This is a genomic window from Streptomyces sp. NPDC094143 (assembly GCF_040303825.1).
Taxonomy (GTDB): Bacteria; Actinomycetota; Actinomycetes; order Streptomycetales; family Streptomycetaceae; genus Streptomyces.
Map to the genome: position 1 here is coordinate 127,611 of NZ_JBEOTZ010000012.1, position 23,801 is coordinate 151,411.

Here is a 23,801-nt window from a genome sequence, read left to right on the forward strand (position 1 = left end):
TCTGAACAGCCCCCAGGCTTCACAGTTCCCCCTTAATCTCTGCACAGTGACGTGACGGGAGGGGCCGCACCGGCACACCGTCACGACACGGGGGCTTGAGGATCTGGGGGGATCTGTTTGCTGACGTCTGTCTTCATCGCTGCCGTTTCACTGGCGCTGTTCTGGATGGCGGCGTTCACGCTGTGGTGGCAGATGCACGCCTGGCGTACGCCGGAAGTGCTCGCCTCGACGCGGTTCAGCAGTCCGGACGGGGACGAGCACGTCTCCTTCTCGCTGCTGCTGCCCGCCCGGCACGAACAGGCGGTGCTGGACCACACGATCCAGCGCCTGCTGGAGTCGAGCCACACCGACTACGAGATCATCGTGATCGTCGGGCACGACGACCCGGAGACCACCGCCGTGGCGGAGCACGCCGCGGCACGTGATCCCCGGGTCCGCGTCGTCGTCGACACGCACGCGAAGAAGAACAAGCCGAAGGCCATGAACACGGCCCTGCCGCACTGCCGCGGTGACGTGGTCGGCGTGTTCGACGCGGAGGACCAGGTCCACCCCGAGCTGCTCGCGCACGTCGACCACGCCTTCCGCACCACCGGCGCCGACGTCGTCCAGGGCGGGGTGCAGCTGATCAACTTCCACTCCAGCTGGTACAGCCTGCGCAACTGCCTGGAGTACTTCTTCTGGTTCCGCTCGCGGCTCCACCTGCACGCGCAGAAAGGTTTCATTCCGCTTGGCGGCAACACGGTCTTCGTCCGCACCGGCGTCCTGAGGGAGGCCGGTGGCTGGGACCCGAACTGCCTCGCCGAGGACTGCGACCTGGGCGTGCGCCTGTCCAGCGTCGGCAAGAAGGTCGTCGTCGCCTACGACTCCGACATGGTGACCCGGGAGGAGACCCCGGGCTCGCTGATGTCCCTGCTGAAGCAGCGCACCCGCTGGAACCAGGGCTTCCTCCAGGTCTACCGGAAGAAGGACTGGAAGCAACTGCCCACCCTCGGGCAGCGGCTGCTCGCCCGCTACACCCTGATGACGCCGTTCATGCAGGCCTTCACCGGCCTGATCATCCCGCTCAACGTGGCGATCGCGCTGTTCCTCGACGTGCCCGTCGGCATCGCCTTCATCACCTTCCTGCCGGCCGTCACCGCCCTGGTCACCTTCGTCTTCGAGGTCGTCGGACTGCACGACTTCGGCAAGCAGTACGGGCTGCGCGTGCGGTTCGTGCACTACCTGAAGCTGATCGTGGGCGGCCCCTTCTACCAGGTGCTGCTCGCCGGGGCGGCCGTGCGCGCCGTCTGGCGCGAGCAACGCGGCCGCAACGACTGGGAGCTGACGACCCACGTCGGCGCGCACCTCGACGAGAGCGCCGTGTCCCGGCAGGACGTGACCCGAGAGGACGTTCCCGCGTGACCTCCACCCTTCCCGCGGTGACCACTTCGAAGGTCCCCGCGCAGCGCACACCCGTGCCCGGCACCGGCACGCACCGGCGTCCGCAGCCGCCGCGCCGGCTGCAATCCTCGCGTCCCGACCTGCTCCTGTGCGGTGTCCTGCTCCTGGCGATCCTCGTCGTGCAGGGCTGGAACATCGCCGACTACCCGGCCCTCAGCGACGACGAGGGCACCTACCTCGCCCAGGCCTGGTCGGTCCAGCAGGGCAACGGCCTGGCCCACTACACCTACTGGTACGACCACCCGCCGCTCGGCTGGATCCAGATCGCCGTGCTGACCTGGATCCCCGCGCTGATCAGCCCCGAGTCGATGACGGTGGGCACCATGCGCGCCGCGATGCTGGTGATCAGCGGCATCAGCGCGGTCCTGGTCTACGTGCTGGGCCGGCGGCTCGCCCTGCCCCGCTGGGCCGCGGCCCTCGGCATGGTCTGCTTCGGCCTGTCGCCGCTGTCGGTCGTCCTCCAGCGGGAGATCTTCCTCGACAACCTCGCGGTGATGTGGACGCTGCTGGCCTTCACGCTGGCCGCCTCCCCGAGCCGCCACCTCTGGCACCACTTCGGCGCGGGGATAGCGGCCGCCACGGCCGTCCTCACCAAGGAGACGATGCTCGTCGTCCTGCCCGCCCTGTTCCTCACCATGTGGCGCCACAGCCACCGGGACACCCGCAAGTTCGCCCTCACCGGAGCGGTGACGGCCTGCGCCCTGATCGGCTTCTCCTATCCGCTGTTCGCCCTGCTCAAGGGCGAGCTGCTGCCGGGCGCCGGGCACGTCTCCCTCTGGGACGGCGTCACGTACCAGATGACCCGGCCCGGTTCGGGCTTCATCCTGGACCAGGGCTCCGGCTCCTGGGGCGTGCTCCAGTCGTGGCTCTACTACGACAAGATCCTGCCCCTCGGCGGCCTCGCGGGCGCCCTGCTGCTGCTGGTCACCTGGCGCTGGTCGGTCACCGCCCGGGCCCTGGCCGGACCGGCCCTGGCCGTCGCGATCCTCGCCGCGCTGGCGCTGCGCCCGAACGGCTACCTGCCCGCGATGTACGTCATCCAGGCCCTGCCGTTCCTCGCGCTGGTCCTCGCCGGAGGAACCGCCTCCGTCGCCCACGCGGTGCTGCGCCGCTGGCGCTCCGAGGCGGAGAACCGGTACGTCGGCGTGGGCCGGTACGCGCTCGCCGGGGTCCTCGCCCTGGCCGCCGGCGCCTACGTCGTCCCGCACTGGTACGACGGCGCCCGTACGGCCGTCACCACCGACGCCAACGCCCCCTACGAGGCCGCCTCCAGGTGGCTGGCCACCGAGGTCGAGAACCCGGAGCGCACCCGCGTGCTGGTCGACGACGCCCTCTGGCTCGATCTGGTGCACCAGGGTTACCGGCCCGGACTCGGCGTCATCTGGTTCTACAAGGCCGACCTGGACCCGGCGGTGACGAAGACGATGCCGCGCGGCTGGAAGGACCTGGACTACGTCGTCGCCTCGCCGACCGTGCGGCGGGACGCGGCCGACCTGCCCAACGTCAAGGCCGCCATGGAGCACTCGGAACCGGTCGCCACCTTCGGCACCGGCGAGGACCGCATCGAGATCCGCCAGATCCAGACCACCGCCGGAGGCGCGCGATGAGCCAGGAGTACACCGTCCCCGGCGAGGTGGTCGACACCGCCGAGATCCCCGAACCGGGCGCCGTCACCATCGTCGTCCCGACGTTCAACGAGTCGGCGAACGTACGGCAGTTGCTGCGCCGGATCACCGATGCCGTGCCGGCCCGGCTGCCCTGCGAGGTCGTCTTCGTGGACGACTCCACCGACGACACGCCCCGCGTCATCGAGGAGGCGGCGCAGGACTGCCCGTTCCCGGTGACCGTGCTGCACCGCGAGGAGCCGGTGGGCGGCCTCGGGGGCGCGGTCGTCGAAGGGCTGAAGGCGGCCACCTCCGACTGGATCGTCGTCATGGACGGCGACTGCCAGCACCCGCCGTCCCTCGTGCCCGACCTGGTAGCCACCGGCGAACGCGCGGGCGCCGGGCTGGTCGTCGCCTCCCGGTACATCAAGGGCGGCAGCCGGGCCGGGCTCGCGGGCAGCTACCGGGTGGCCGTCTCGCGCGGGGCGACCTGGCTGACCAAGGCGCTCTTCCCGCGCCGGCTGCACGGCATCAGCGACCCGATGAGCGGTTTCTTCGCGATCCGCCGCAGCGCGGTCACCGCCGAGGTCCTTCAGCCGCTCGGCTACAAGATCCTCCTCGAACTGGCCGTCCGCAGCCGCCCGCGCACGGTCACCGAGGTGCCGTTCGTCTTCCAGGACCGGTTCGCGGGGGAGTCCAAGTCCACCGCGCAGGAGGGCCTGCGCTTCCTGCGCCACCTGGCCGGGCTGCGGGCCGCCTCGCCGGTCGCGCGGATGGTCGGCTTCGGCCTGATCGGGCTGACCGGCTTCCTGCCGAACCTGCTCGGCCTGTGGGCGCTGACCGCCACCGGCATGCACTACGTGCCGGCGGAGATCCTCGCCAACCAGCTCGGCGTCGCCTGGAACTTCGTGCTCATCGAGCACCTGCTGTTCCGCGAGCGGCGCCGGCACCGGCGCTGGTGGGACCGGGCGGGGCGGTTCGCGCTGCTCGCCAACGCCGATCTGGTGCTGCGCATCCCGCTGATCGCCCTGTTCGTGCACCAGCTGCACCAGGGCGTGCTGTCCGCCACCGCGCTCGCGCTGGTGACGACGTTCCTCCTGCGCTTCGTGGCGACCGAAGCGCTGGTCTACCTGCCGCGCCGGGCCCGTGAGGAGTCCGCGCCCGGTGGCCGCACCGCAAGGAGAGCCGTGTGAACCTTCGTCGCAGAACGACCGCGCTGCTGTCCGTGGCGGGCCTCGCCTCGGGCTTGCTGCTGACCGCGCCCCAGCCCGCCTCCGCCGCCAACCTCATCAAGAACCCCGGCTTCGAGACCGCCGGAGCCGGCGACATGCCCTACTGCTGGGAGAAGTCCGGCTGGGGCGACAACGACTTCACCTTCACCACCACCGCCGACGCGCACTCCGGCGCCAAGGCGATGAAGGTGGAGCTGACCCGCCGCGTCGAGGGCGACCGCAAGGCGCTGATCACCGAGTCCGCCGCGTGCGCGCCGGTGGTGACGCCGGGCAAGCAGTACGACCTCGGCCTCTGGTACAAGACGACCACGCCCGACGCGGCGATCACCCTGTTCCGGCACGACACCACGGCCGGCTGGCAGTACTGGACCGACCTCAAGACCCTGGATCTGGCAAGCAGTTGGACCGAGGCGACGGTCCGCACCCCCGAGGTCCCCGCCGGTACCGACCGCATCTCCTGGGGCGTCTCGGTCTACGGCACCGGCTCCGCCACCACCGACGACTACACGATGGACCAGGTCCCCGACCCGGACCTGCCGCCGGAGTGCACCGGCACGGCGGAGCAGTGCGCGAACGGCAGGTGGGACGTGCTGCCCACGCAGAACCCGGTGCGCTCGATGCACTCGGTGGTCCTGCCGGGCGGCAAGGTGCTGCTGATCGCGGGCTCCGGCAACGACGAGTCGATGTTCGAGGCCGGCACCTTCACCTCCGCCGTCTACGACCCGGCGAACGGCTCCTACAAGGTCATCCCCACGCCGAAGGACATGTTCTGCGCCGGGCACGTCCAGCTCCAGGACGGCCGCGTGCTGGTCATGTCCGGCAACAAGGGCTACCCGACGGCGGACGGCCGGGTCGGCTACCAGGGCTACAAGGACTCGTACATCTTCGACCCGGAGACCGAGACCTACACCAAGACCAACGACATGAACGACGGCCACTGGTACCCGTCGGCGACGATCCTCGGCAACGGTGACGTCATCTCCTTCGGCGGTCTGCGCGAGGACTCCACCGGCTCGGTCGCCGCCGAGCTGTTCTCCGAGGCCGAGCAGCAGTGGCAGCCGCTGTGGAAGGTCAACCAGACCTGGTCGTACTGGGGCCTGTACCCGTCGATGATCCTCATGCAGGACGGTCGCCTCTTCTACTCGGGCAGCCACGTCTTCGGCAACAACATTCCCGGCACCGGCTCGGCGATCTACGACTACGGCGCCAACACGATCACCCAGGTGCCCGGGCTGCGGAACAAGGACGAGCGCGACCAGTCGGCCAGCGTGCTGCTGCCCCCGGCGCAGGACCAGAAGGTCCTCACCCTCGGCGGCGGCAACATCGACTCCAATCCGGAGGCGAACCGCCTGACCGACATCATCGACCTCAAGCAGCCCAACCCGTCGTACGTGGCCGGGCCGCCGATCCCGCAGGGCACGGTCGACCTCGGCAACGGGCCCGTCCCGCAGACCGGGAACCAGGGCAAGATGTACGTCTCCGCCGTGCTCCTGCCCGACGGCAAGGTGCTGGAGACGGGCGGCGCCCTGCACAACCGCGCCAACCCGGTCTACGAGACGTCGATCTTCGACCCGGAGTCGGAGACCTTCGACCCGGTGGCCGTCGACCCCGAGGCGCGCGGCTACCACTCCTCGGCGTTCCTGCTGCCCGACGGCCGTGTGATGACCACCGGCGACAACCCGGGCAACGGCTCCTGGAACCACGACGTGTCGGTCTACAGCCCGCCCTACCTGTTCAAGGGCGAGCGTCCGACGATCACCTCCGTGATCGACACCGAGTGGACCTACGGCGACACCCAGCGGATCACCGTCGACCGGCCCATCGCCAAGGCCGAGCTGATCCGCCCGGCCGCCGTCACGCACTCCTCCGACCCGAACCAGCGGTTCGTGGACCTGCCGCTGTCGGTCGACGGCGACAACGTCGACCTGAACGTGACGAGCAACCCCAACCTGGCGCCGCCCGGCTGGTACATGCTCTTCGCGGTCGACGCCAACGGCGTGCCGTCCGTGGCGAAGTGGGTGCACCTCCAGGGCCCGCAGGCCCTGAGGGCGACGGACGCCTCGGCCCATGTCCACGACTTCGCGGACGCGCCCGCGGGCAAGGTCGCCGGGCCCGGCAAGAAGCGCACGGCGCAGAAGGTCAGCCCGACGATCTCCGGCTGCGACCGCCACTACGGCTCGATCAACGTCTGCGTGCCGACGCGCTTCCCGGCGGAGGCGAAGATGACGACGGCGGCCCGCTGCGAGTGGCTCAAGACCAACGACTACGGCCGCCTCAAGGTCAACGGCAAGGACGACCCCCTGGGCCTGGACAGGAACAGGGACGGGATCGCCTGCGGCAAGGGAGACGCGACCAGGCGCTAGGAAGGTGCCCCTTCAGGGGCGCGGGGAACTACGCGACCGGCCACGACGGTCCCGCGGTTCCCCACCGCGCACACCCTCAACGGCGCTCGGAGCACAGCGCGACGGCCTCCCGCACGATGGCCTCCAGCTGCTCGTGATGCGCGCCCCTCCAGTACGCCCGCCCGCATGCCCCGCACTGCGCGAACACGTCGTACGTGGCATGCGTGCCGTGCTTCAGCTGATCGGCCACCTCGTCCTTGGTCGCCTCGCGCAGCGGCCCGTTGCAGGCGGTGCAGCGCGTCCAGGGCCGCAGCTCGGGCCGGAACCGGTCCAGCACGTCCCGCAGCTGCTCCTCGGGGCGGGTGCTGTAGACGAACGCGCCCGCCCACAGCTCCCGGCGCCGCAGCAGCCCCCGGTCGCGGCTCAGCATGACCCGCTGCTCGGCCGCCGACCGCGCCGCGAGGGCCGGGTCGCCGATGTCGGTCGACTCGTAGGCCGTGTCCACGCCCAGCAGGCGCAGCCGGCGGGCCAGCGTGCCGAGGTGGACGTCGAGGAGGAAGCGGAGCGGGGCCCCGGGCACCCGCTGCGGGCGGGCGACGGTCCGTACGGTCACCGCCTCCCCGGCCACCGGGACGTGCGAGCCCGGTACCTCCCGGCCGTCCACGACCAGCGCGCCCACCTCGGTCAGCGGCACGCCCAGCGACTCGATGACGTGGCCGAGGCTGGAGACGCCGTCGGTGGCGGCCCGCACGGCGCCGTCCCGCCGGGCCCGGGGGACGAAGACGTGCAGCTCGGGGGCGAACTCGACGTGGATCTCGGGACCGTTCACCCGGTCAGGATGCCACGGTGAGCGGTCCCTGCCTCAGGGTTTCCCGGCGGGCAGACCATGCTCCAGGACGTCCAGGGCGCGGTCGACGAGGACCCGGACGTCGTCGCGGTGGCCGGTCTCGGCCCAGTAGTGGGAGGCCTCCATCAGGCCGCCCATGACGGACATGGCGAAAACCCGCAGCTCCAGGCCGTCGGGGTCGAGGCCGGAGCGCTCGGCGAGGGCCTCGCGCAGCAGCCGGCCGGTCGTGGCCATGCTCTCCATCATCCGGGCGCGCACGGCCGGGATCTCCACCCCGAGCCGGGTCCGCAGCCGCGTCACCTCGGGCTCCTCGGCCAGGCTCAGGTCGAGGGCCGTGTGCACCACGTGCCGGAGGGTGTCGGACCACGACTCGCCCGGCGGCCGCGACCGCAGTTCCTCCGTCACCACCGGGCCCCAGTCGTCGGTGACGACGATGTCCTCCTTGGTCGGGAAGTACCTGAAGACCGTCGACGGCGACACCTCGGCGCGCTCGGCGATCCGCTCGACCGTGGTGGCGTCGTAGCCCTGCTCCGCGATCAGGGCGTAGGTCGCGGTGCGGATCGCCCGGCGGGTCTTGATCTTCTTGCGTTCCCGGAGTCCCGGCCGGGGGTGTTCGGCGGGGGTGGTGACAGTGACCATGAAGTGACAGTAACTCTCAGACGCGAGCCGCTGTCACTTCGCCGGCCCCTATCCGTGCTGGTACGCCACCAGGGAGATGCCCACGTAGTGCGCGATGAAGGCCGCCAGGGTGAAGGAGTGGAACACCTCGTGGAAGCCGAACCAGCGCGGTGAGGGGTTCGGCCGCTTGAGTCCGTAGATGACACCGCCCACGCTGTAGAGCACGCCGCCGATGACGATCAGGACGAGGACGGCCACGCCGCCGGCCCGCATGAAGTCCGGCAGGTAGAAGACGGCCGCCCAGCCCATCGCGATGTAGCACGGCGTGTACAGCCAGCGCGGGGCGCCGACCCAGAAGACGCGGAAGAGGATGCCGGCCGCAGCGGCGGCCCAGATGCCCCACAGCAGCCACTCGCCCTTGGCGCCGGGCAGGAGCAGCATGGCCAGCGGCGTGTAGGTGCCCGCGATGATCAGGAAGATGTTGGCGTGGTCCAGGCGGCGCAGCACGCCGTCCATGCGGGGGCTCCAGTCGCCCCGGTGGTAGAGCGCGCTCACGCCGAACAGCAGGCAGGCCGTCAGCGCGAAGACGCCACAGGCGATGCGTCCTCTGGTCGTGTCCGCGAGGGCGGTCAGCACCAGACCCGCGACGAGGGCGGCCGGGAACATGCCCAGGTGCAGCCACCCGCGGAGCTTGGGCTTCACGGGGTGCGGCAGGGAAAGCGCCTGCGGACCGCCGCCGCCGGCCGGCGAGTCCGAGGGCGCGTCGGGGACGAACGCAGTCATGACTCGATGGTAGCTACGCAACCGTAAGTGACGTATCAGTCGCCCTGCTCGGGCGACGAAGAGTGGCCATCCTCTCACTCAGGCCGAACCATGGTGACGCAAACGGAGGGTCAGGTGAACGCAACGTGCACGCAAAGCGCCCGCGAGAAACCGTGGCGATCCTCACGTTGCTCACCTGTGCGCCCCTCTGGACAGATGGGCGCTTCCGTCGGATGATCAAATGAGTGCGGTCGGCACCGGATGAGCGCCCAAGTCACACCGTGAAGCATCCGGGTCGCAGCCCCCACGGGGCCTCCACATCAAAAAATCCCTCATTTAGGAGCAATCGTGGCGCGCGACATCGCGGCTCCCACCGTCCCCACCAGTCATCAGGGGCTGATCTCGTGGGTCGACGAGATCGCTGAACTGACGCAGCCGGACAACGTGGTCTGGTGTGACGGGTCCGAGGCCGAGTACGAGCGACTGTGCGAGGAGCTCGTCCAGAAGGGCACCTTCCGGAAACTCGACCCGATCAAGCGCCCCCACTCCTACTACGCCGCCTCCGACCCCACCGACGTCGCGCGCGTCGAGGACCGGACGTTCATCTGCTCCGAGAAGGAGGAGGACGCGGGCCCGACCAACCACTGGAAGGCCCCCGCCGAGATGCGGGAGATCTTCCAGGGCTCCGGGGGCCAGGGCGGCCTGTTCCGCGGCTCGATGCGCGGCCGGACCATGTACGTCGTGCCCTTCTGCATGGGCCCGCTCGGCTCGCCGCTGTCCGCGCTCGGCGTCGAGATCACCGACTCCGCCTACGTCGCCGTCTCCATGCGCACCATGACCCGCATGGGCCAGGCCGTCCTCGACGAGCTCGGCTCCGACGGCTTCTTCGTCAAGGCCGTGCACACCCTGGGCGCCCCGCTGGAGCCCGGCCAGGAGGACGTCCCCTGGCCCTGCAACCAGACCAAGTACATCTCCCACTTCCCCGAGGACCGCGAGATCTGGTCCTACGGCTCCGGCTACGGCGGCAACGCCCTGCTCGGCAAGAAGTGCTACGCCCTGCGCATCGCCTCCGTCATGGCCCGGGACGAGGGCTGGCTCGCCGAGCACATGCTCGTGCTGAAGCTGACCCCGCCGCGCGGCGAGGCCAAGTACGTCGCCGCGGCCTTCCCGAGCGCCTGCGGCAAGACCAACCTCGCCATGCTGGAGCCGACCATCCCCGGCTGGACGGTCGAGACCATCGGCGACGACATCGCCTGGATGCGCTTCGGCGAGGACGGCCGCCTGTACGCCATCAACCCCGAGGCCGGCTTCTTCGGCGTCGCCCCCGGCACCGGCGAGCACACCAACGCCAACGCGATGAAGACGCTGTGGGGCAACGCCGTCTTCACCAACGTCGCCCTCACCGACGACAACGACGTCTGGTGGGAGGGCATGACCGAGGAGCCCCCGGCCCACCTCACGGACTGGAAGGGCAACTCCTGGACTCCCGAGTCCGACACGCCCGCCGCCCACCCCAACGCCCGCTTCACCGTCCCGGCCTCGCAGTGCCCGATCATCGCGCCGGAGTGGGAGGACCCCAAGGGCGTGCCGATCTCGGCGATCCTCTTCGGCGGCCGCCGCGCCACCGCCGTCCCCCTGGTGACGGAGTCCTTCGACTGGAACCACGGCGTCTTCCTCGGCGCCAACGTCGCCTCCGAGAAGACCGCCGCCGCCGAGGGCAAGGTCGGCGAGCTGCGCCGCGACCCCTTCGCGATGCTGCCGTTCTGCGGCTACAACATGGGCGACTACATGGCCCACTGGATCGACGTGGCCAAGGACAAGGACCAGTCCAAGCTGCCGAAGATCTACTACGTCAACTGGTTCCGCAAGGACGACGAGGGCAAGTTCGTCTGGCCCGGCTTCGGCGAGAACTCCCGCGTCCTGAAGTGGATCGTGGAGCGCCTGGAGGGCAAGGCCGAGGGCGTCGAGACCCCCATCGGCGTCCTGCCGACCAAGGAGGCCCTCGACACGAACGGCCTGGACCTGGCCGAGTCCGACCTGGAGTTCCTGCTCACGGTCGACAAGGAGGTCTGGCGCGAGGAGGCCGCCCTGGTCCCCGAGCACCTCAACACCTTCGGCGACCACACGCCGAAGGAGCTGTGGGACGAGTACCGCGCCCTGGTGGAGCGCCTGGGCTGAACCCCACCTCCTGAACTCCGCGGCCGGCTGGAACCGACAGTGCCCTGACCAGCAACATCGTCACGGCCGGCCGCGGGACCGGCTGGCGGGGCCCGCACAACGGCGTGCGGGGTCACCGGGCCCGTCACCGCCCTCCGTCCGCCCCGACGGAACCCGGCGGCGACAGGCCCACTCCCGCCCGCTTCGGCGCGGCCCGCTCCGCGGGCTCACGAACGTGCCGATGAAGGACCGAGCGCCCCGGCCGACGCCCTGCGTCGTCCGGGGCGCTCGGGTGTTTCCGGAACGGGGACGAGCAGCTCGCACCACACCGTCTTGCGGCCGGCCTCCTGCTCCACGCCCCACCGCAGGGCCAGCGCGTCGAGCAGCGCCAGCCCGCGGCCGGATTCCGCCTCGGCCCCGGCCGCCGCGACCAGGACGGGCAGGGCCCGGGGATCGGGATCGGTCACCCCGACCCGGACGCGTCCGCCCTCCTCCTCCCACACCCGTACCGTCACGGGCGCACCCTCCCCGACATGCCGGATGACGTTCGTGACCAGCTCGCTCGCGCAGAGCTGCACGTCGATGCCGAGCGGTCGCAGGGCCCGCCGCACGGCGGACACCTCGGCGGGGGTCGCGAGCAGTTCGAGCGTCACCACCGGCCGCATCACGCCGCACCCTTGCGCAGGGCGGCGGCCAGGGCCTTGGCGGTGAGGACATTGCAGTGGCCGAGCGCGATCAGCGGCCGGGTGGGGCAGCGGGAGGCGAAGGACGGAAGGTCGACTCCGAGGGACGGCAGGGTGATGCCGTGCGCGGCGAGCGCGACACGCAGGTCCTCGACGCAGGCATCGGCTTCCGCTTCGGCAGGGCTGTGCATGGGGGTTCCCACCTTCCAGTGCGCTGAGTGACGAACTCCTCACACTCTGCCGCCGACCGCCGTACCGTGACAGCCCCTCGGCATCCCGCGCCTGATCCGCGCGGACCCGGTGCCGGGTGGGGTAGCGCGCGGTAACGGCACACCAAGGACGGTGAACGATGGGTCAGCGCAAGGACATCGACGGTTCGACGGGCGTCCCGACCTTCTACGGCAGTGAGTTGCGCTGGAAGCGGGAGGAGGCGGGCCTGACCCTCCAGCAACTCGTCGAGGGCAGCTTCTACGGCCCGAGCCATCTCAGCGAGATCGAGCGGGGCACGCGCCGGATGCCGGCGGAACTCGCCGAGCACGTGGACCGGGTGCTCGGCACGGACGGCTTTTTCCGCCGGCGGTGCGAGGACGTGCGACGGGCGAAGCGGCGGGGACACGCGAGCTACTTCGAGCGGGTGCTGCAGGCGGAGCAGCACGCTGAGACCATCGAGGAGTGGTGCCCGACGCTGGTGCCGGGGTTGTTGCAGACGGAGGCGTATGCGCGGGCGGTCACTCGCTCTGCCCACCCTCTGGCTCCGGACGAGGAGGTGGAGGAGAAGGTGACTGCCAGGCTGGCGCGGGCCCGGCTGTTCGAGGACGACCACAAGACCCCGGAGTACTGGGTCATCCTGCCCGAGTCGCTGCTGCGTCAGCCGATCCTGCCGCCGGAGCGGAGCGCCGAACAATGGGAGCGCGTTGTGGAACTCGCGCGGCGCCGCCGGATCGTTCCCCAGATCCTTCCGTGGAACTGCGGGGCGCATCCGCTGATGCTGGGCTCGGCCATGGTCATGACCTTCCCGGATGCCCCGCCCCTGGTCTACACGGAGGCTCAGTACAGCGGGGACACCATCGACGATCCGGCCCTCGCGAAGCAATACCGCAAGGCATACGATCGGCTCAGGGCCGCCGCACTGCCCCCTGAGGCGTCCCTGGCCCTGATCGAGCAAGCGGCTGAGGATGACCGAAATGGTAAACAGCGCACGTGACTTGAGCGCAGCGGTCTGGCGCAAGAGCACCTACAGCAACGGCGACGGCGGCAACTGCGTCGAGGTAGCCGAGGCCTTCCCCGGCGCCGCCCACTGGCGCAAGAGCACCTACAGCAACGGGACCGGCGGCAACTGCGTCGAGGTGTGCGACGCCCACACCGCCGTCGTCCCCGTCCGGGACTCCAAGGCTCCCCACGGCCCGGTCCTCACCATCACGGCCCCGGCCTGGACGTCCTTCGTCACGTCCCTCAAGTCGCCCGTCACCGGCGTGTGCGGAGGCCCTGCACCAGGCAGATGACGGCCATCGAACCGGAGAGGACCGCAACGAGGGGGAAAGGGCCGCTGTCCGATCCTGGCGTCAGCAGGCACAGGACGCACGCGGCAGCGCACAGGGCAGCAACGGCGAATGCGGCAGTGCGGGACAGTGCGCTCACCTCCTCGTTCTCCGGCGGGCCATGGCCATAAGGGTCAACGCCAGCCCGCCGAGAAGGACAAGTGCTCCGGCACCCATGAGTACAGGGTTCTGTTCGCTGGCGCCCAGGACGATGCAGAACAGTCCGAATGCGGCGCCGATCACCACGAACAACGTCAGCTTCTTGGCCTGGCTGATGGGCATCAGCTGTTTCTCCTGGCCTTGCGGCGGACCCCGATCGTCCACATGAGGAGCGACGCCACGCCCAGAGCTGCCAGGGTGAGGAGGAGGACCCTCTGTGTTCCCTCCGTCGCGAGGCCTTGCAGCAGGGCGAGCACGGTGACGACCGCGACCACGGACAGGAAGATGCTCATCCTGATTCTGTCGCTCATGGTGCAACGTCCCCTTCCGGCATAGCGGAGTAACGGGCCTTTCCCCCAGTCGTCTCGGAGTTCAACGTGCCCGCCGGTTCGCCGACGAATCCGGCGGTCAGGAGCGACTCCTCCGGCGCCCACGAGCAACGTAGACGCAGGCCGCTATGCCAGGAGCCGCCCCCACCAGGCAGAGCATGGCCGTTTTTTCCTCGCCCAAGGCGAAGGCCAGGAGAAGGAGGGTGGTCATCACTGCTGCGTAACCCACCATGAGCCATCTCAGGGGGCGACCAGGGGACCAGTTCCGCACGAGGCACGCTCCACGTGGTTCAGACGGTCTCACTGTTGTGATTCACATCTGACCGTTCACGCGACCAACGAAGGCGCGGGCGTCATCCATGCGTAGCGGCGACACCAGCATATTTTCCCTTCGCAAACCCGCCATCAGGAGCTGTGATGTGAACCTTCCCTCGAGCGAAGCTTGCCGTGCATGCCCCGCGAGGGCTTTCCCAGATGACACCGGCAGGAAGGCCGGCCACTTTCCCGAAGCGCAGAACAAGTAAGCGTCGGCCAGTGAGAAGTACCCCTCTAACGATTTACGACGGCTCTTGATCAGTACGGTGATGACACCGAGAACTCCTCCGATGATCAAGGCGGTGACAAGGATCCTAACCATTCCGTCTCCATCCCGTTCGGCCCTGCATGGCATACGTGAGCATTCCGATGCCGACGATCCCCAGAGCGCCCAGCGTAAGGAGTGTTACTTTCCCGGATCCGTTAGTCAGAAAGCCTTGAACAAGAGCGGCGACTGACACCATGCCGCTGACAGCGGCGAAGATCGGGTCCGCTCGCCCTCGTCCTTCGCCTCCGCTGGCAGCAGCCCCTCCGCCTCGCGTGTACCCGACCGAGCATTGCGGGACAGCTCTTGGCGAACTCAAAGTCAATCGATGATGGTCAGGACGATTCTGGTGACTCCCAGTATGATCCCGGTCCAAACGAGAATGGTGAGGATTGATTTCTTGGTCAATGGCGTGTATCCACGGTGTTGGCTACCTTACCGATCATGCCTAGTCCTTCCCCGATCGTCGAACCTTCACGAGAACGTACAACGCAATGATGATGACGGCGAAGGTGATGAGGAATATGAGCACATCCTGCCCGTTTTCGATAGGTGAGTATTTACTGCCGGCTGCCAATTCTGGCGAGTATTCCACTTACGACTCCTTGTGATCGCCGCAAAACTACGAACTGCCGGTCACTCCCCAAAAGGGGAAGGATAGGAAACCGTAGAGATCCCGCGACATGCGAGATGACCAGCGTTGCCAGAAACGATATGAATAAGAACCAGCCGCGGGAATGGGTACGTGGCACACGCGTAGGAGTACGGATCGCCCGCACAGGCATCGAATCCAGCGAACGACTGGGCCGCCGCCGCTGGGTCATCGAGCGGACGGTGTCCTGGCTGCCCGGCTACCGGCGCTTGAGCCCTCGTTACGAGCGTCATCCTCGCAACTACCTGGCGCTTCCGCGAGGGCAGCACCCGTTCCCTCCATGAACGGCCCGATCTTTAAGAGTCTGGTATCCCAACGCCCCTTCGAGTTAACGGGCGCCTGGTGGGTCCGGATCAACTCCCGACCCACCAGGCCTCTTTCAGATTCCGGGGGGAGCGGAACGGGCAAAGCCGTTACCGGCCGCTACCAGCCGTGGCAACGCGTACCGGAGCATCCGCCCGATCCTGCTGCCGCCGCTCACTCTTGCTGGTGTCAGCTGGTCGGCCCTCGTCGGCTGGCGGCGCGGCGATGCCACAGCGCCGCGACGGGGTAGGCAAGCAGCCCGACAAGGCCTCCCCATACGACGAGCCAGAGCATCCCTGCCGCGCCCCAGTCCACCCGAGACAGTACGAAGGGTCCTGTAAGGATCAGGAGAATGAGGCCGACTACCAGCCTGGTCTGGGCCTTGCTGTCCAGCACTGCTTCACTCCTCACGGCTGCGCGTCATTGCAGCTCCTCGTAGGTCCCTTGCACAGCTCCGCCTACAGCACCGGCGAAACCTCCGACTGTTGCGCCCGCGACACAACCGGTGGCCAAGGCCGCGATGCAGCCGGTTACGCCTCCACCGACGGCGGTCGCCATGGACTTCTTGCCGACCCTTTTGACAGCGTCCAAGAATCCAAGCCCGGCCGGATCGGTGAAGTTGATGAAGTCGCCACCGGCGTAGAGGTACGGGTTCGTCTCCTGCCCCGACGGGTCCGGTTGGGTGAAGCGGCCGAGGGACGGGTCGTAGTAGCGGTGGCCCATCTTGTACAGGCCCGTGGGGTCTAGATACGTGCCCGCGTAGCGGTGGGGCTGGGGGGCTGCCTCTGTGGTGGTGCCGCGAGGCAGGCCTGTGGGGCCGTAGGCGTAGGTGTGCGTGCGCTTGCCCGTGTCGTCGGTGAGGCCGAGGACGTTGCCCGTGGCGTCGGTGAGGTAGTAGTAGGACTTCCCCCCAGTCGTCATGGAGTTCAAGGTGCCCGCCGGTTCGCGGATGAATCCGGTGTCCACGCCGTTCGTCGTCGTGGAGGCCAGGCCCAGTGCGGTGTGGTGGAACCAGGTCGAACCCAGCTTCGTGCGCTCGGAGTTGTCCGTGCCCGCGTGGACCAGGTCGTAGCTCCTACCGGCCGTGGTGATGGCGGAGAGCTGGCTGTAGTCCGTCCAGGTCTCGTTCGTGCGGGCGGTGGTGCTCGCGGCCGCCGTCTCGTTGCCGAGCTTGTCGTAGGACCAGCCGGTGGTGGAGCCGTTCTTGCCGGTCAGTTCGCTGGCGTCGTCGTAGGTGTAGGTGGTGCCGCCGGGGCAGGCGTTCTTGCTGCCGTCCTGGCTGGTGAGGTTGCCGGCCTTGTCCCAGCAGTACAGCCACGACGCCTTGCGGGCTCCGGCGGAGTCGGCTTCCAGGGCGTAGCGCAGGCGGTCCTGGGAGTCGTAGTCGTAGGCGGTCTTGTACTTGGTGAGGTTGTCGGTGCGGGTGCGGATCTTGGTGGTGTCCTTGCCCGCGGTGTTCTTGTAGTCGTAGGTCAGGTCGATCAGGGTGGTCGTGCCCGAGGTGGTCTTGACGGCCTCGGGGCGGCCGTTGTCGTCGATGGTCACCGACTGCGTCGTGCCGCCGGGGTAGACGGTCTTGGTGCGCTTGTCGTTGTCGTCGTAGTCGAAGTCGGTCTTCTTGCCGTCCGGGGCGGTCAGGTAGTCCAGACGGCCGGCCTTGTCCCAGGTGTAGTCGGTCTTGCCGGTGGGGTCGGTGTAGTGGTCGACCTCGCCGCCCGGGGTGTAGGCCAGCGCCGTCTGGGCGCCGTTCTGCAGGGTGCGGACGCTTTCGCGGTTGAGCTTGTCGTAGGTCCAGCCCGTGGTGCCGGAGGCGTCCGTACGGGACTTGACGTTGCCGTCGCCGTCGTAGGAGTAGGTGACCGTGGCGTTGGTGGAGGACACCTTCGTCACGCGGTCGCGGTTGTCGTAGACGTAGACGGTCTTGATGCCGCGTCCGTCGGTGACGGTCTCCACCCGGCCGAGCGCGTCGTAGGTGTAGGTCGTCTCGCCGAGCGGGGCGGGCGGGGTGACCTTCTTGAGGTTGCCCATGGTGTCGTACTCGAAGGAGGTGACCTTGCCGTTCGCGTCCTTGGCGGTGCAGCGCTGGCCCTCGAAGCCGCCGCAGGTCGGGGTGTCCTTGTTGTAGGTGTACTCGCGGGTGCCGCCGGCCGTGCCGGAGGTGGTGACCGACATCGTGTTGCCGTTGGTGTCGTACTTGAAGGTGTCCTTGCGGCCGTCCGCCGTGGTGAAGTCGTTGGGCAGGTCGGTGCCGGCGACGGTCTGGTACGCCGTCACCGACGCCGTGGCGCCGAGCGGGAGCTTCTGGGAGAGGGCGTTGTTGCGGCCGTCCCAGCCGTAGGTGGTGGTGTTGCCGCCGGTGCCGTCCGCGCCCGTGCCCATCGCGTCGGTGGCGTTCTGCAGCAGGTGGCCCGTGTACTTGGCGTGGCGGGAGTGGTCCAGGAAGTCGGTGACCTTGGTGACCTCGCCGTCCGCGTTGTGCAGGTACGTGGTGGCGTCGCCGTCGGGGTCGGTGACCGTGGTGGTGCCCGCGTCGGAGGGGGTGGCGGCCGTGTAGTCGTAGCGCCAGGTCGGCCCGGTGTGGCCGGTGCTCGTCACCTCGGTGGCCCGCTGCATCGACCTGATGCGGTTGTGTGCGTCGTAGGTGAACAGCGTGACGGTGCCCTCGGGGGTGGTCACCTTGGTCAGGCGGCGTGAGGAGTCGTACGCGTAGGCCGTGGCCTTGCCGTCGGTGTCGGTGACCTTGGCCAGGTTGCCCGCCGGGTCCAGGTCGAACACGGCCGTGCGGCCGGTGTGGTCCTTGGCCTGCCACTGGTTCGGGAAGGTCTTGACCAGGTCGATCCAGCGGCCCGAGCGGGTCTCGGTCAGCTTGAAGCCCTTGTGCTCGCCGCCCTCGTCGTGCTGGGCGACGGTGATCGTGCCGTCGTTCCTGTCCGTGACCTTGGTCAGCGTGCCGTGCTCGTCGTAGGTGTCCTTCGTACCCGACTTGCGGTCGGTCAGGGTGTAGGTGCCGTCCGCGTTCTTCTTCAGGTCCTTGGAGTAGCCCGTCGGCGTGGTGTAGCCGCCGGTGGACGTCTGCTTGAAGCGGAGGGCGTCGCCGGTGGAGTCGTAGACGATGACTTCCCCGTCGCCGAACTGGAGGTAGCGCTCGTACGCCTGCCACCAGCGCTGCGACACCTTCCCCCAGGGTGCCTCAAGGGAGTTGTACGTCCGCGTCAGCTGGAGCTTCTGGCCCACGCCGGCGATGTCGAAGTCCGTCGCGGCGAGCATCAGGTTGCCGTTGGAGAGGTTCACCCGTGCCACGAGCGCGTCGCTGAGGCGCGTGTCGGTGATCCGGTGCCAGGGCACCTCGCCCTGGCCCTCCGGAACGAACGGGGTGGCCTCGGCCGCGGCCCCCGTCCGCTCGGCACCGGCCTTGCCGCCCGCGGTACGGGCCCGCTGCGCCGCCCGCCACGCGGCGACCTCCGCCGACGGCTCGGCCTCCGCCTGGGACTCCGGTGCCTTGACGGATCCGGCCGGAGTCGCCGGAGCCTCCACCTTCGTCGGTCTCGTCCAGGGGCTCTCCGGCTCGGGTAACTCCGGTTTGGGCGGCGCGGCCAGGCCCGGTGCCGCCGAGAGCACCACGGCGGCGGCCGTGAGCGCGGACAGGAGAGCGGTTCTGTGTGTTCTTCGGGCACGCCACAGGGACGTGCTCTGCGCACGTGAATGCATCAGCTTCCCCCACGGAAGTCAGACAGACAGTCAGAGCAGGTGACTCATACGGTCACCTGGGCCACACAAGCTGTCACAAAAAGCGCACAAATCGGCGCGGTGTGCCCCCGAACGTCCGTTGCATGCGGGCTGGAATGAGCCCCGCCGCTTCTCTCGTCCTGTCGGTCTCATACCGCCGCAACTGCCGCGCGACGGGGGCGGAATGCTCGGTTCTATCCTCACTTGCGGCGAGCGCGTTGACCGAAACCCGGCGAGCTTCCCCGGAGATGTGATCCATGGTCGGTTACGAGCCACGTTCGTACGTGTGTCCGAGCTGTCTCTCGCGCTCCTGTGTCTCGCGGTAACTGCCGTGTGGCTCGGCGTGTTTGGGGCAGGGTGCGTCCGGGGGCGCGGTTCGCCCCATGCCTCCCGGCTTGGCGAGATCGTTTCTTTGGCGCCGTTAAGGACTTGGCTAGCTGATCTTGGAAGGTCAGAGTGACTGCCGACGGGCGCCGCCGACCTGAAACACGGCGCTCGTCTTCGGCATCACCATGCTTCTGACCACACAGGGGGAACTTGTGGCCATGACCATGCGCCCAGGCCTGCGCATCACCACGTCCATAGCCGTCGCCACGCTCACCGCGTCCGTCGCCTTCACCGCGGGCGGGCCGGCCGTCGCCGCCGACGGGATCCCGGCGGACGCCGTGGGGACGGACACGACCGAGGTCGTCGAGATCACCGAGCCGGACCAGCAGCTCCCCACGGGAGACGCCGTGCTCGGCGAGGCCGAGCTGGGGGCGGACGACCCCGCGGAGGCCTCGGGGGCCGCGGGCTTCCGGGCCGCCGCCAAGCGACTGCCCTACCTGTGCAAGGCGTCCGTGGACTACCCGCACAACTCGCACACCACCAAGGGCACCATCAACGTGCACTTCGACACCAAGTGCGGCCAGGTCGCCCCGAACCTCAACACCGAGGGCTCCCTGTCCCGCTCCCGCTGGTACGGCTGGGAGCACCTGACCACCGGCAAGGGCGGCAAGAAGAACACCAAGAGCCTGCGCGTGGTGGCGCCCAAGGGGTGCAAGAAGGACACCTGGTACCGCTACAAGGGCCAGGCCCGCTTCTACGTCTCCGGCCCGCAGGGCAGGGGCTCGGCGCACGTCTACAACCAGAACGACAAAGAGATCAAGTGCACCGGCTGACACGCCGGGTGCTGGGCGGGACGGTGGCGGGGAGTGCCGCCGTCCTGCTCCTCGTGTCGTGCGCGGGGGCGTCGACCGGGTCCTCGACGAGGCACGGTGCGGGGCGGACGGCGGATCCGGTGACGGGGGCGCCGTCCGCTCCCGCCGCACCCGCCGCCCCACCGGCTCCGGCCGCCCGGCAGCAGGACGGCACCGGCCTGCCGTTGGTGGCAGGTCAGTGGGGGGACGGCCGCCGCAAGACACCACCGCGACGCCTCGCCTGGGAGCGTCCCGCCGACGGTGCTGAAAGGGCCTCGGCCTCGGCCCTCAAGGTCACGGTCACGGCCGCTTCGGCCCCGTCGTACGTCTCGTTCATGCTGCACAGCCGCATCGACGAGGCCGGTATCCCGGACGAGGACACGCGGCGGCAGAAGATCCTGGCCTGCGGGGCGGGCATCACCGAACCGGGCTGCCGGATCACGGAGAACGAGGACCGCTCGTACACGATCGAGACCGTGGGCGCGCCGCCTGCCGACCACCCGTACCGCGTACTGTACGTGCAGTGGGCACCGGATCGTCCCGGCGCCGAGGAGACCTGGGCATCATGGCAACTACCCACTGGCTGGGCGACCCGCCCGCGGAGCACGACCCGCTGACCGCCTGGGCGTTGTCCCGGCTCGCCGCGACGGTCGCCGAGGACGCGCGGGTGGACGCGGTGGTCGAGATCGCCTGCGAGGAGCGGGAGTTCGAGCCGGAGCTCGGAGGGCGGTTCGGTGCCGGGACGACCGGCGGGCCTGCCTCCCGGCGGCCCGGGGAAACACGGACCTTCCGGCTGGACGGGGTCTCGCCCGCCCTGCTCCGGGAGGAGGACTCCGACGAGCCGTGGGCCGTCCTGTTCGACCCTGCCCGGTTGATCCGGGGGATCGGGGCGGTGACGCGGGCCGAGCGTGGTGAGGGGTACGTCGAACTCTCCCTGGTTCCGCACCCGTTGTTCGCCGACCCCGCCGACGCCTGGTTGCCGCCCGGTGCCCGGGGCCTGGTCGTGCGGCTCGATCCGGGCACCGGTTTCCTGTCGTCCGCCACCCTGCACGACGACCGTGGCTCGCTGGCCACGGCCCGTGTCCCTGAGCTGAACGTCCACGACGCGCGGTCGTCGGCCGAAGCGGGGTGGGTGGTGGCGCGGATGGCCCGGACGCTGGTCGAGCCCGTCCGGCTGACGGCCGACATCGCCGTCGAGGTCGACCCGCACGAGGATCTGGCCTTCACGGGCGGGCCCTCGGCCCGGTCCTGGACGGTTTCGGCCGGCGGGCGGGAGCTGACGGTGACCGGGGACTACGCGCCGGACGCGACGAGCCCGTCGGCGGCCCGGCTGGCCGAACTGCTCGCGCCGGCCAGGATCGTGTCCCACCTGGCGCACGTCACGGCCGTCTCGGCGACCTCCGTCCGGGCGGGTGTCCGTCCGCTGCGCACCTTTCCGTTCAGTGCTTGGGCTTCGGACGACAGCCTGACGTGCGGTTTCACCGTCGACCCGGAGACGGGTGTCCTGGTGCGGGCAGAGGCGACGGCTGAGGTGACGGGTGACGAGGAGGCGAACGGCCGCGGACGTGTGGTGTTCCGCCACGTCGTCACCGCCCTCGGTGCGCAGCGCTCCGGCTGATCCCGACCGGTCCTGTCATCCCCGCGCGCGTGGTCCCAGCTGTACGCGGCCCCGGCGGGCCGACGGCTGGAGGCGGCTGATGGGGTGCCTCGCTACAGGCGTGAGGGCCACCGGGCGTGGGTACCCGGTGGCCCTCACGGAGGGGTTCATGGCGCCCGGTCCGCGCGTCGCTGCGGGTGCACGCGGACCGGGGCCGTCAAGGGGAGCCCGGGAGTGGGCTCAGCGGGACGCGAGTTCGCGCGGCTCCAGGGCCGCCGTGTGCGCGTCCATCCGCTCGGCGGCCAGGATCGCGGCCGCCGTGTCGGCGCGGGAGGCCGCGACGACCAGCGCCCGGCCGGCCAGGGCGTGTGCCCGCCGGTGCAGGGCGGCGGCGCTCCGCTCGCGCCGCGTGCCGGTCACCCGGGCCGGGGCGGATCCGCCCCTCAGCCGGCCCACCTGCTCCGCCAGCCGCTCCGCCGCCGTGTCCAGGTCGGCCGAGCCCTCCAGCGCGCGCAGCTCGTCCGTGACGGCGAGCAGGGCGGCGAGATGGCCCGCGAGCTGGATGTCCAGCTCTTCTTCGCGGGAACGGTGGGGGAAGTCCGGGTTGGGGCCGTCCGGCGTGCTGTGGACCGACTTGGTGCGGATCGGTTCGTACATGGAGGGCCTCCTGAGTGCTAACAGGAAACCATCCTAGCTTAGATTTCGTCTAAAGTTGAGTTGTTCACAAGATCGGACCGTTCGCACACACAACGTGAACGGGCCTGCTGGTCAATGCTGGCCGTAGCCGTCCAGGAAGTGCCCGATCCGGCCCACCGCGTCCCGCAGGTCCCCGACCGTCGGAAGGGTCACCACCCGGAAGTGGTCCGGCTCCGGCCAGTTGAAGCCGGTGCCCTGGACCACCATGATCTTCTCCCGCCGGAGCAGGTCCAGGACCATCCGCCGGTCGTCCTTGATCTTGAAGACCTTGGGGTCGAGGCGCGGGAAGAGGTACAGCGCCCCCTTCGGCTTCACGCACGTCACGCCCGGGATCTGGGTCAGCAGCTCGTACGCCACGTCCCGCTGTTCGCGCAGCCGCCCGCCCGGCAGGACCAGGTCGTTGATCGTCTGACGACCGCTGAGCGCGGCGACGACCCCGTGCTGTCCCGGCATGTTCGCGCACAGGCGCATGTTCGCCAGGATCGTCAGGCCCTCGATGTAGGAGTCGGCGTGGGCGCGCGGGCCCGAGATGGACATCCAGCCCACCCGGTAGCCGGCCACCCGGTACGCCTTCGACATGCCGTTGAAGGTGAGGGTGAGCAGGTCGGGGGCGACCTTGGCGGTCGGGGTGTGCACGGCGTCGTCGTAAAGGATCTTGTCGTAGATCTCGTCGGAGCAGACCAGCAGGTTGTGGCGGCGGGCGATGTCGGTCAGGCCCTTGATCATCGCCTCGTCGTAGACGGCGCCCGTGGGGTTGTTCGGGTTGATGATCACGATCGCCTTGGTGCGGTCGGTGACCTTGCGCTCGACGTCGGCCAGGTCCGGCATCCAGTCGGACTGCTCGTCGCAGCGGTAGTGGACGGCCGTGCCGCCGGAGAGGGAGACGGCGGCCGTCCACAGCGGGTAGTCGGGGGCCGGGACCAGGACCTCGTCGCCGTCGTCGAGCAGGCCCTGCATCGCCATCACGATCAGCTCGGAGACGCCGTTGCCGATGAAGACGTGCTCGACGTCCGTCTCGATGCCGAGGGTCTGGTTGTGCATGACGACCGCGCGGCGGGCGGCCAGCAGTCCCTTGGCGTCCCCGTAGCCGTGCGCCGAGGAGACGTTGCGGAGGATGTCCTCCAGGATCTCGGGCGGGCACTCGAAGCCGAACGCCGCCGGGTTGCCGGTGTTCAGCTTGAGGATCCGGTGACCGGCCGCTTCCAGCCGCATCGCCTCCTCGAGCACCGGGCCCCGGATCTCGTAACAGACGTTGGCGAGCTTGGTCGACTGGATCACCTGCATGTCTGGGAGCTTACGGCCCGGTAACGCGTGACGGGTCGTGTTTTCCGCCACGTGAGACGCGGCGGTTTGGGCGC

At 69.4% G+C, this 23,801-nt stretch carries 21 protein-coding genes and 1 pseudogene; 11 read left to right on the plus strand and 11 right to left on the minus strand.

The features are described from left to right. Positions 1-117 precede the first annotated feature (117 nt). From ABTZ58_RS17985 to ABTZ58_RS18000, 4 genes are read left to right on the plus strand one after another with little or no spacing between them, the layout of a single operon-like run. On the plus strand, positions 118-1,401 hold the full coding sequence (locus ABTZ58_RS17985) for a glycosyltransferase (RefSeq protein WP_351357034.1): 1,284 nt from the start codon (positions 118-120) through the stop codon (positions 1,399-1,401). Beyond that, positions 1,398-3,047: an ArnT family glycosyltransferase gene (locus ABTZ58_RS17990; RefSeq protein ID WP_351357037.1), complete on the plus strand. Its 1,650-nt coding sequence runs from the start codon at positions 1,398-1,400 to the stop codon at positions 3,045-3,047. The genes ABTZ58_RS17985 and ABTZ58_RS17990 overlap by 4 nt, the downstream gene beginning before the upstream one ends. Next, complete coding sequence (locus ABTZ58_RS17995; RefSeq protein ID WP_351357040.1) at positions 3,044-4,237, plus strand: glycosyltransferase; 1,194 nt, start codon at positions 3,044-3,046, stop codon at positions 4,235-4,237. The genes ABTZ58_RS17990 and ABTZ58_RS17995 overlap by 4 nt, the downstream gene beginning before the upstream one ends. Beyond that, positions 4,234-6,639 carry a galactose oxidase family protein gene (locus tag ABTZ58_RS18000; RefSeq protein ID WP_351357043.1) on the plus strand — a complete coding sequence of 802 codons (2,406 nt, stop codon included), beginning with the start codon at positions 4,234-4,236 and terminating at the stop codon, positions 6,637-6,639. Before ABTZ58_RS17995 ends, ABTZ58_RS18000 begins: the two co-directional genes overlap by 4 nt. Positions 6,640-6,715: 76 nt before the next feature. On the opposite strand, the gene ABTZ58_RS18005 is transcribed toward ABTZ58_RS18000, so the two are convergent. Genes ABTZ58_RS18005 through trhA form a run of 3 tightly spaced genes read right to left on the minus strand, consistent with a single transcriptional unit; the run spans position 6,716 to position 8,866 of the window. Continuing rightward, entirely contained in the window at positions 6,716-7,447 is a 732-nt protein-coding gene (locus ABTZ58_RS18005) for a Mut7-C RNAse domain-containing protein (RefSeq protein WP_351357046.1), read from the minus strand. Between the two features lie 33 nt (positions 7,448-7,480). After that, entirely contained in the window at positions 7,481-8,104 is a 624-nt protein-coding gene (locus tag ABTZ58_RS18010; RefSeq protein ID WP_351357049.1) for a TetR/AcrR family transcriptional regulator, read from the minus strand. Between the two features lie 48 nt (positions 8,105-8,152). After that, positions 8,153-8,866 carry a PAQR family membrane homeostasis protein TrhA gene (trhA, locus tag ABTZ58_RS18015; RefSeq protein ID WP_351357051.1) on the minus strand — a complete coding sequence of 238 codons (714 nt, stop codon included), beginning with the start codon at positions 8,864-8,866 and terminating at the stop codon, positions 8,153-8,155. Between the two features lie 327 nt (positions 8,867-9,193). Between trhA and ABTZ58_RS18020 the strand changes: the two genes are divergently transcribed. After that, positions 9,194-11,023, plus strand: coding sequence for a phosphoenolpyruvate carboxykinase (GTP) (locus ABTZ58_RS18020; protein WP_351357054.1), 1,830 nt, complete (start codon positions 9,194-9,196; stop codon positions 11,021-11,023). A 206-nt stretch (positions 11,024-11,229) separates the two neighbouring features. Here ABTZ58_RS18020 and ABTZ58_RS18025 read toward each other — a convergent pair whose 3' ends face one another. Both ABTZ58_RS18025 and ABTZ58_RS18030 read right to left on the minus strand, forming a co-directional pair. After that, positions 11,230-11,667 carry an ATP-binding protein gene (locus ABTZ58_RS18025; protein ID WP_309095664.1) on the minus strand — a complete coding sequence of 146 codons (438 nt, stop codon included), beginning with the start codon at positions 11,665-11,667 and terminating at the stop codon, positions 11,230-11,232. After that, complete coding sequence (locus ABTZ58_RS18030; RefSeq protein ID WP_351357057.1) at positions 11,667-11,876, minus strand: hypothetical protein; 210 nt, start codon at positions 11,874-11,876, stop codon at positions 11,667-11,669. The genes ABTZ58_RS18025 and ABTZ58_RS18030 overlap by 1 nt, the downstream gene beginning before the upstream one ends. Positions 11,877-12,034: 158 nt before the next feature. Here ABTZ58_RS18030 and ABTZ58_RS18035 point away from each other — a divergent pair, with 158 nt between their 5' ends. Beyond that, positions 12,035-12,889: a helix-turn-helix domain-containing protein gene (locus ABTZ58_RS18035; RefSeq protein ID WP_351357060.1), complete on the plus strand. Its 855-nt coding sequence runs from the start codon at positions 12,035-12,037 to the stop codon at positions 12,887-12,889. After that, on the plus strand, positions 12,870-13,187 hold the full coding sequence (locus tag ABTZ58_RS18040; protein WP_351357063.1) for a DUF397 domain-containing protein: 318 nt from the start codon (positions 12,870-12,872) through the stop codon (positions 13,185-13,187). Before ABTZ58_RS18035 ends, ABTZ58_RS18040 begins: the two co-directional genes overlap by 20 nt. 132 nt (positions 13,188-13,319) lie before the next feature. On the opposite strand, the gene ABTZ58_RS18045 is transcribed toward ABTZ58_RS18040, so the two are convergent. The 3 genes from ABTZ58_RS18045 to ABTZ58_RS18055 form a co-directional block, all read right to left on the minus strand. Further along, positions 13,320-13,505, minus strand: a complete 186-nt coding sequence (locus ABTZ58_RS18045; protein ID WP_351357066.1) for a hypothetical protein — start codon at positions 13,503-13,505, stop codon at positions 13,320-13,322. After that, complete coding sequence (locus tag ABTZ58_RS18050) at positions 13,505-13,693, minus strand: hypothetical protein (protein ID WP_351357069.1); 189 nt, start codon at positions 13,691-13,693, stop codon at positions 13,505-13,507. Before ABTZ58_RS18050 ends, ABTZ58_RS18045 begins: the two co-directional genes overlap by 1 nt. Before the next feature lie 331 nt (positions 13,694-14,024). Next, entirely contained in the window at positions 14,025-14,348 is a 324-nt protein-coding gene (locus ABTZ58_RS18055) for a hypothetical protein (RefSeq protein ID WP_351357072.1), read from the minus strand. 687 nt (positions 14,349-15,035) lie between these two features. Here ABTZ58_RS18055 and ABTZ58_RS40200 point away from each other — a divergent pair. Further along, positions 15,036-15,227: pseudogene (locus ABTZ58_RS40200) on the plus strand (hypothetical protein); the annotation flags it as partial. A 439-nt stretch (positions 15,228-15,666) separates the two neighbouring features. On the opposite strand, the gene ABTZ58_RS18060 reads toward ABTZ58_RS40200, so the two are convergent. Beyond that, on the minus strand, positions 15,667-18,954 hold the full coding sequence (locus ABTZ58_RS18060) for an RHS repeat-associated core domain-containing protein (RefSeq protein WP_351357075.1): 3,288 nt from the start codon (positions 18,952-18,954) through the stop codon (positions 15,667-15,669). A 563-nt stretch (positions 18,955-19,517) separates the two neighbouring features. Between ABTZ58_RS18060 and ABTZ58_RS18065 the strand changes: the two genes are divergently transcribed. The 3 genes from ABTZ58_RS18065 to ABTZ58_RS18075 are packed head-to-tail and all read left to right on the plus strand — an operon-like array spanning position 19,518 to position 21,768. After that, complete coding sequence (locus tag ABTZ58_RS18065) at positions 19,518-20,132, plus strand: hypothetical protein (protein ID WP_351357078.1); 615 nt, start codon at positions 19,518-19,520, stop codon at positions 20,130-20,132. Next, the gene (locus ABTZ58_RS18070) at positions 20,120-20,767 is read left to right on the plus strand and encodes a hypothetical protein (RefSeq protein ID WP_351357081.1); all 648 of its coding nucleotides are present in this window, start codon (positions 20,120-20,122) and stop codon (positions 20,765-20,767) included. The genes ABTZ58_RS18065 and ABTZ58_RS18070 overlap by 13 nt, the downstream gene beginning before the upstream one ends. Further along, on the plus strand, positions 20,716-21,768 hold the full coding sequence (locus ABTZ58_RS18075; RefSeq protein ID WP_351357084.1) for a hypothetical protein: 1,053 nt from the start codon (positions 20,716-20,718) through the stop codon (positions 21,766-21,768). The genes ABTZ58_RS18070 and ABTZ58_RS18075 overlap by 52 nt, the downstream gene beginning before the upstream one ends. Before the next feature lie 219 nt (positions 21,769-21,987). Here the strand turns inward: ABTZ58_RS18075 and ABTZ58_RS18080 are convergent, their stop codons facing one another. Together ABTZ58_RS18080 and ABTZ58_RS18085 are read right to left on the minus strand one after the other, a co-directional pair. Then, positions 21,988-22,404, minus strand: a complete 417-nt coding sequence (locus ABTZ58_RS18080) for an SCO4983 family protein (protein WP_351357087.1) — start codon at positions 22,402-22,404, stop codon at positions 21,988-21,990. A 111-nt stretch (positions 22,405-22,515) separates the two neighbouring features. Next, entirely contained in the window at positions 22,516-23,727 is a 1,212-nt protein-coding gene (locus ABTZ58_RS18085) for a pyridoxal phosphate-dependent aminotransferase (RefSeq protein WP_094055039.1), read from the minus strand. Between the last annotated feature and the right edge of the window lie 74 nt (positions 23,728-23,801).

What these genes read in the sequence shown, in the direction of transcription:
- ABTZ58_RS18030 (WP_351357057.1), bottom strand. Translation starts at nt 11,876, where the DNA reads ATGCACAGCCCTGCCGAAGCGGAAGCCGATGCCTGCGTCGAGGACCTG.
- ABTZ58_RS18075 (WP_351357084.1), top strand. Translation starts at nt 20,716, where the DNA reads ATGGCAACTACCCACTGGCTGGGCGACCCGCCCGCGGAGCACGACCCG.
- ABTZ58_RS18010 (WP_351357049.1), bottom strand. Translation starts at nt 8,104, where the DNA reads ATGGTCACTGTCACCACCCCCGCCGAACACCCCCGGCCGGGACTCCGG.
- ABTZ58_RS18060 (WP_351357075.1), bottom strand. Translation starts at nt 18,954, where the DNA reads ATGCATTCACGTGCGCAGAGCACGTCCCTGTGGCGTGCCCGAAGAACA.
- ABTZ58_RS18040 (WP_351357063.1), top strand. Translation starts at nt 12,870, where the DNA reads ATGGTAAACAGCGCACGTGACTTGAGCGCAGCGGTCTGGCGCAAGAGC.
- ABTZ58_RS18045 (WP_351357066.1), bottom strand. Translation starts at nt 13,505, where the DNA reads ATGCCCATCAGCCAGGCCAAGAAGCTGACGTTGTTCGTGGTGATCGGC.
- ABTZ58_RS18065 (WP_351357078.1), top strand. Translation starts at nt 19,518, where the DNA reads ATGACCATGCGCCCAGGCCTGCGCATCACCACGTCCATAGCCGTCGCC.
- ABTZ58_RS18080 (WP_351357087.1), bottom strand. Translation starts at nt 22,404, where the DNA reads ATGTACGAACCGATCCGCACCAAGTCGGTCCACAGCACGCCGGACGGC.
- ABTZ58_RS18035 (WP_351357060.1), top strand. Translation starts at nt 12,035, where the DNA reads ATGGGTCAGCGCAAGGACATCGACGGTTCGACGGGCGTCCCGACCTTC.
- ABTZ58_RS18085 (WP_094055039.1), bottom strand. Translation starts at nt 23,727, where the DNA reads ATGCAGGTGATCCAGTCGACCAAGCTCGCCAACGTCTGTTACGAGATC.
- ABTZ58_RS18050 (WP_351357069.1), bottom strand. Translation starts at nt 13,693, where the DNA reads ATGAGCGACAGAATCAGGATGAGCATCTTCCTGTCCGTGGTCGCGGTC.
- ABTZ58_RS18025 (WP_309095664.1), bottom strand. Translation starts at nt 11,667, where the DNA reads ATGCGGCCGGTGGTGACGCTCGAACTGCTCGCGACCCCCGCCGAGGTG.
- trhA (WP_351357051.1), bottom strand. Translation starts at nt 8,866, where the DNA reads ATGACTGCGTTCGTCCCCGACGCGCCCTCGGACTCGCCGGCCGGCGGC.
- ABTZ58_RS17995 (WP_351357040.1), top strand. Translation starts at nt 3,044, where the DNA reads ATGAGCCAGGAGTACACCGTCCCCGGCGAGGTGGTCGACACCGCCGAG.
- ABTZ58_RS18055 (WP_351357072.1), bottom strand. Translation starts at nt 14,348, where the DNA reads ATGGTTAGGATCCTTGTCACCGCCTTGATCATCGGAGGAGTTCTCGGT.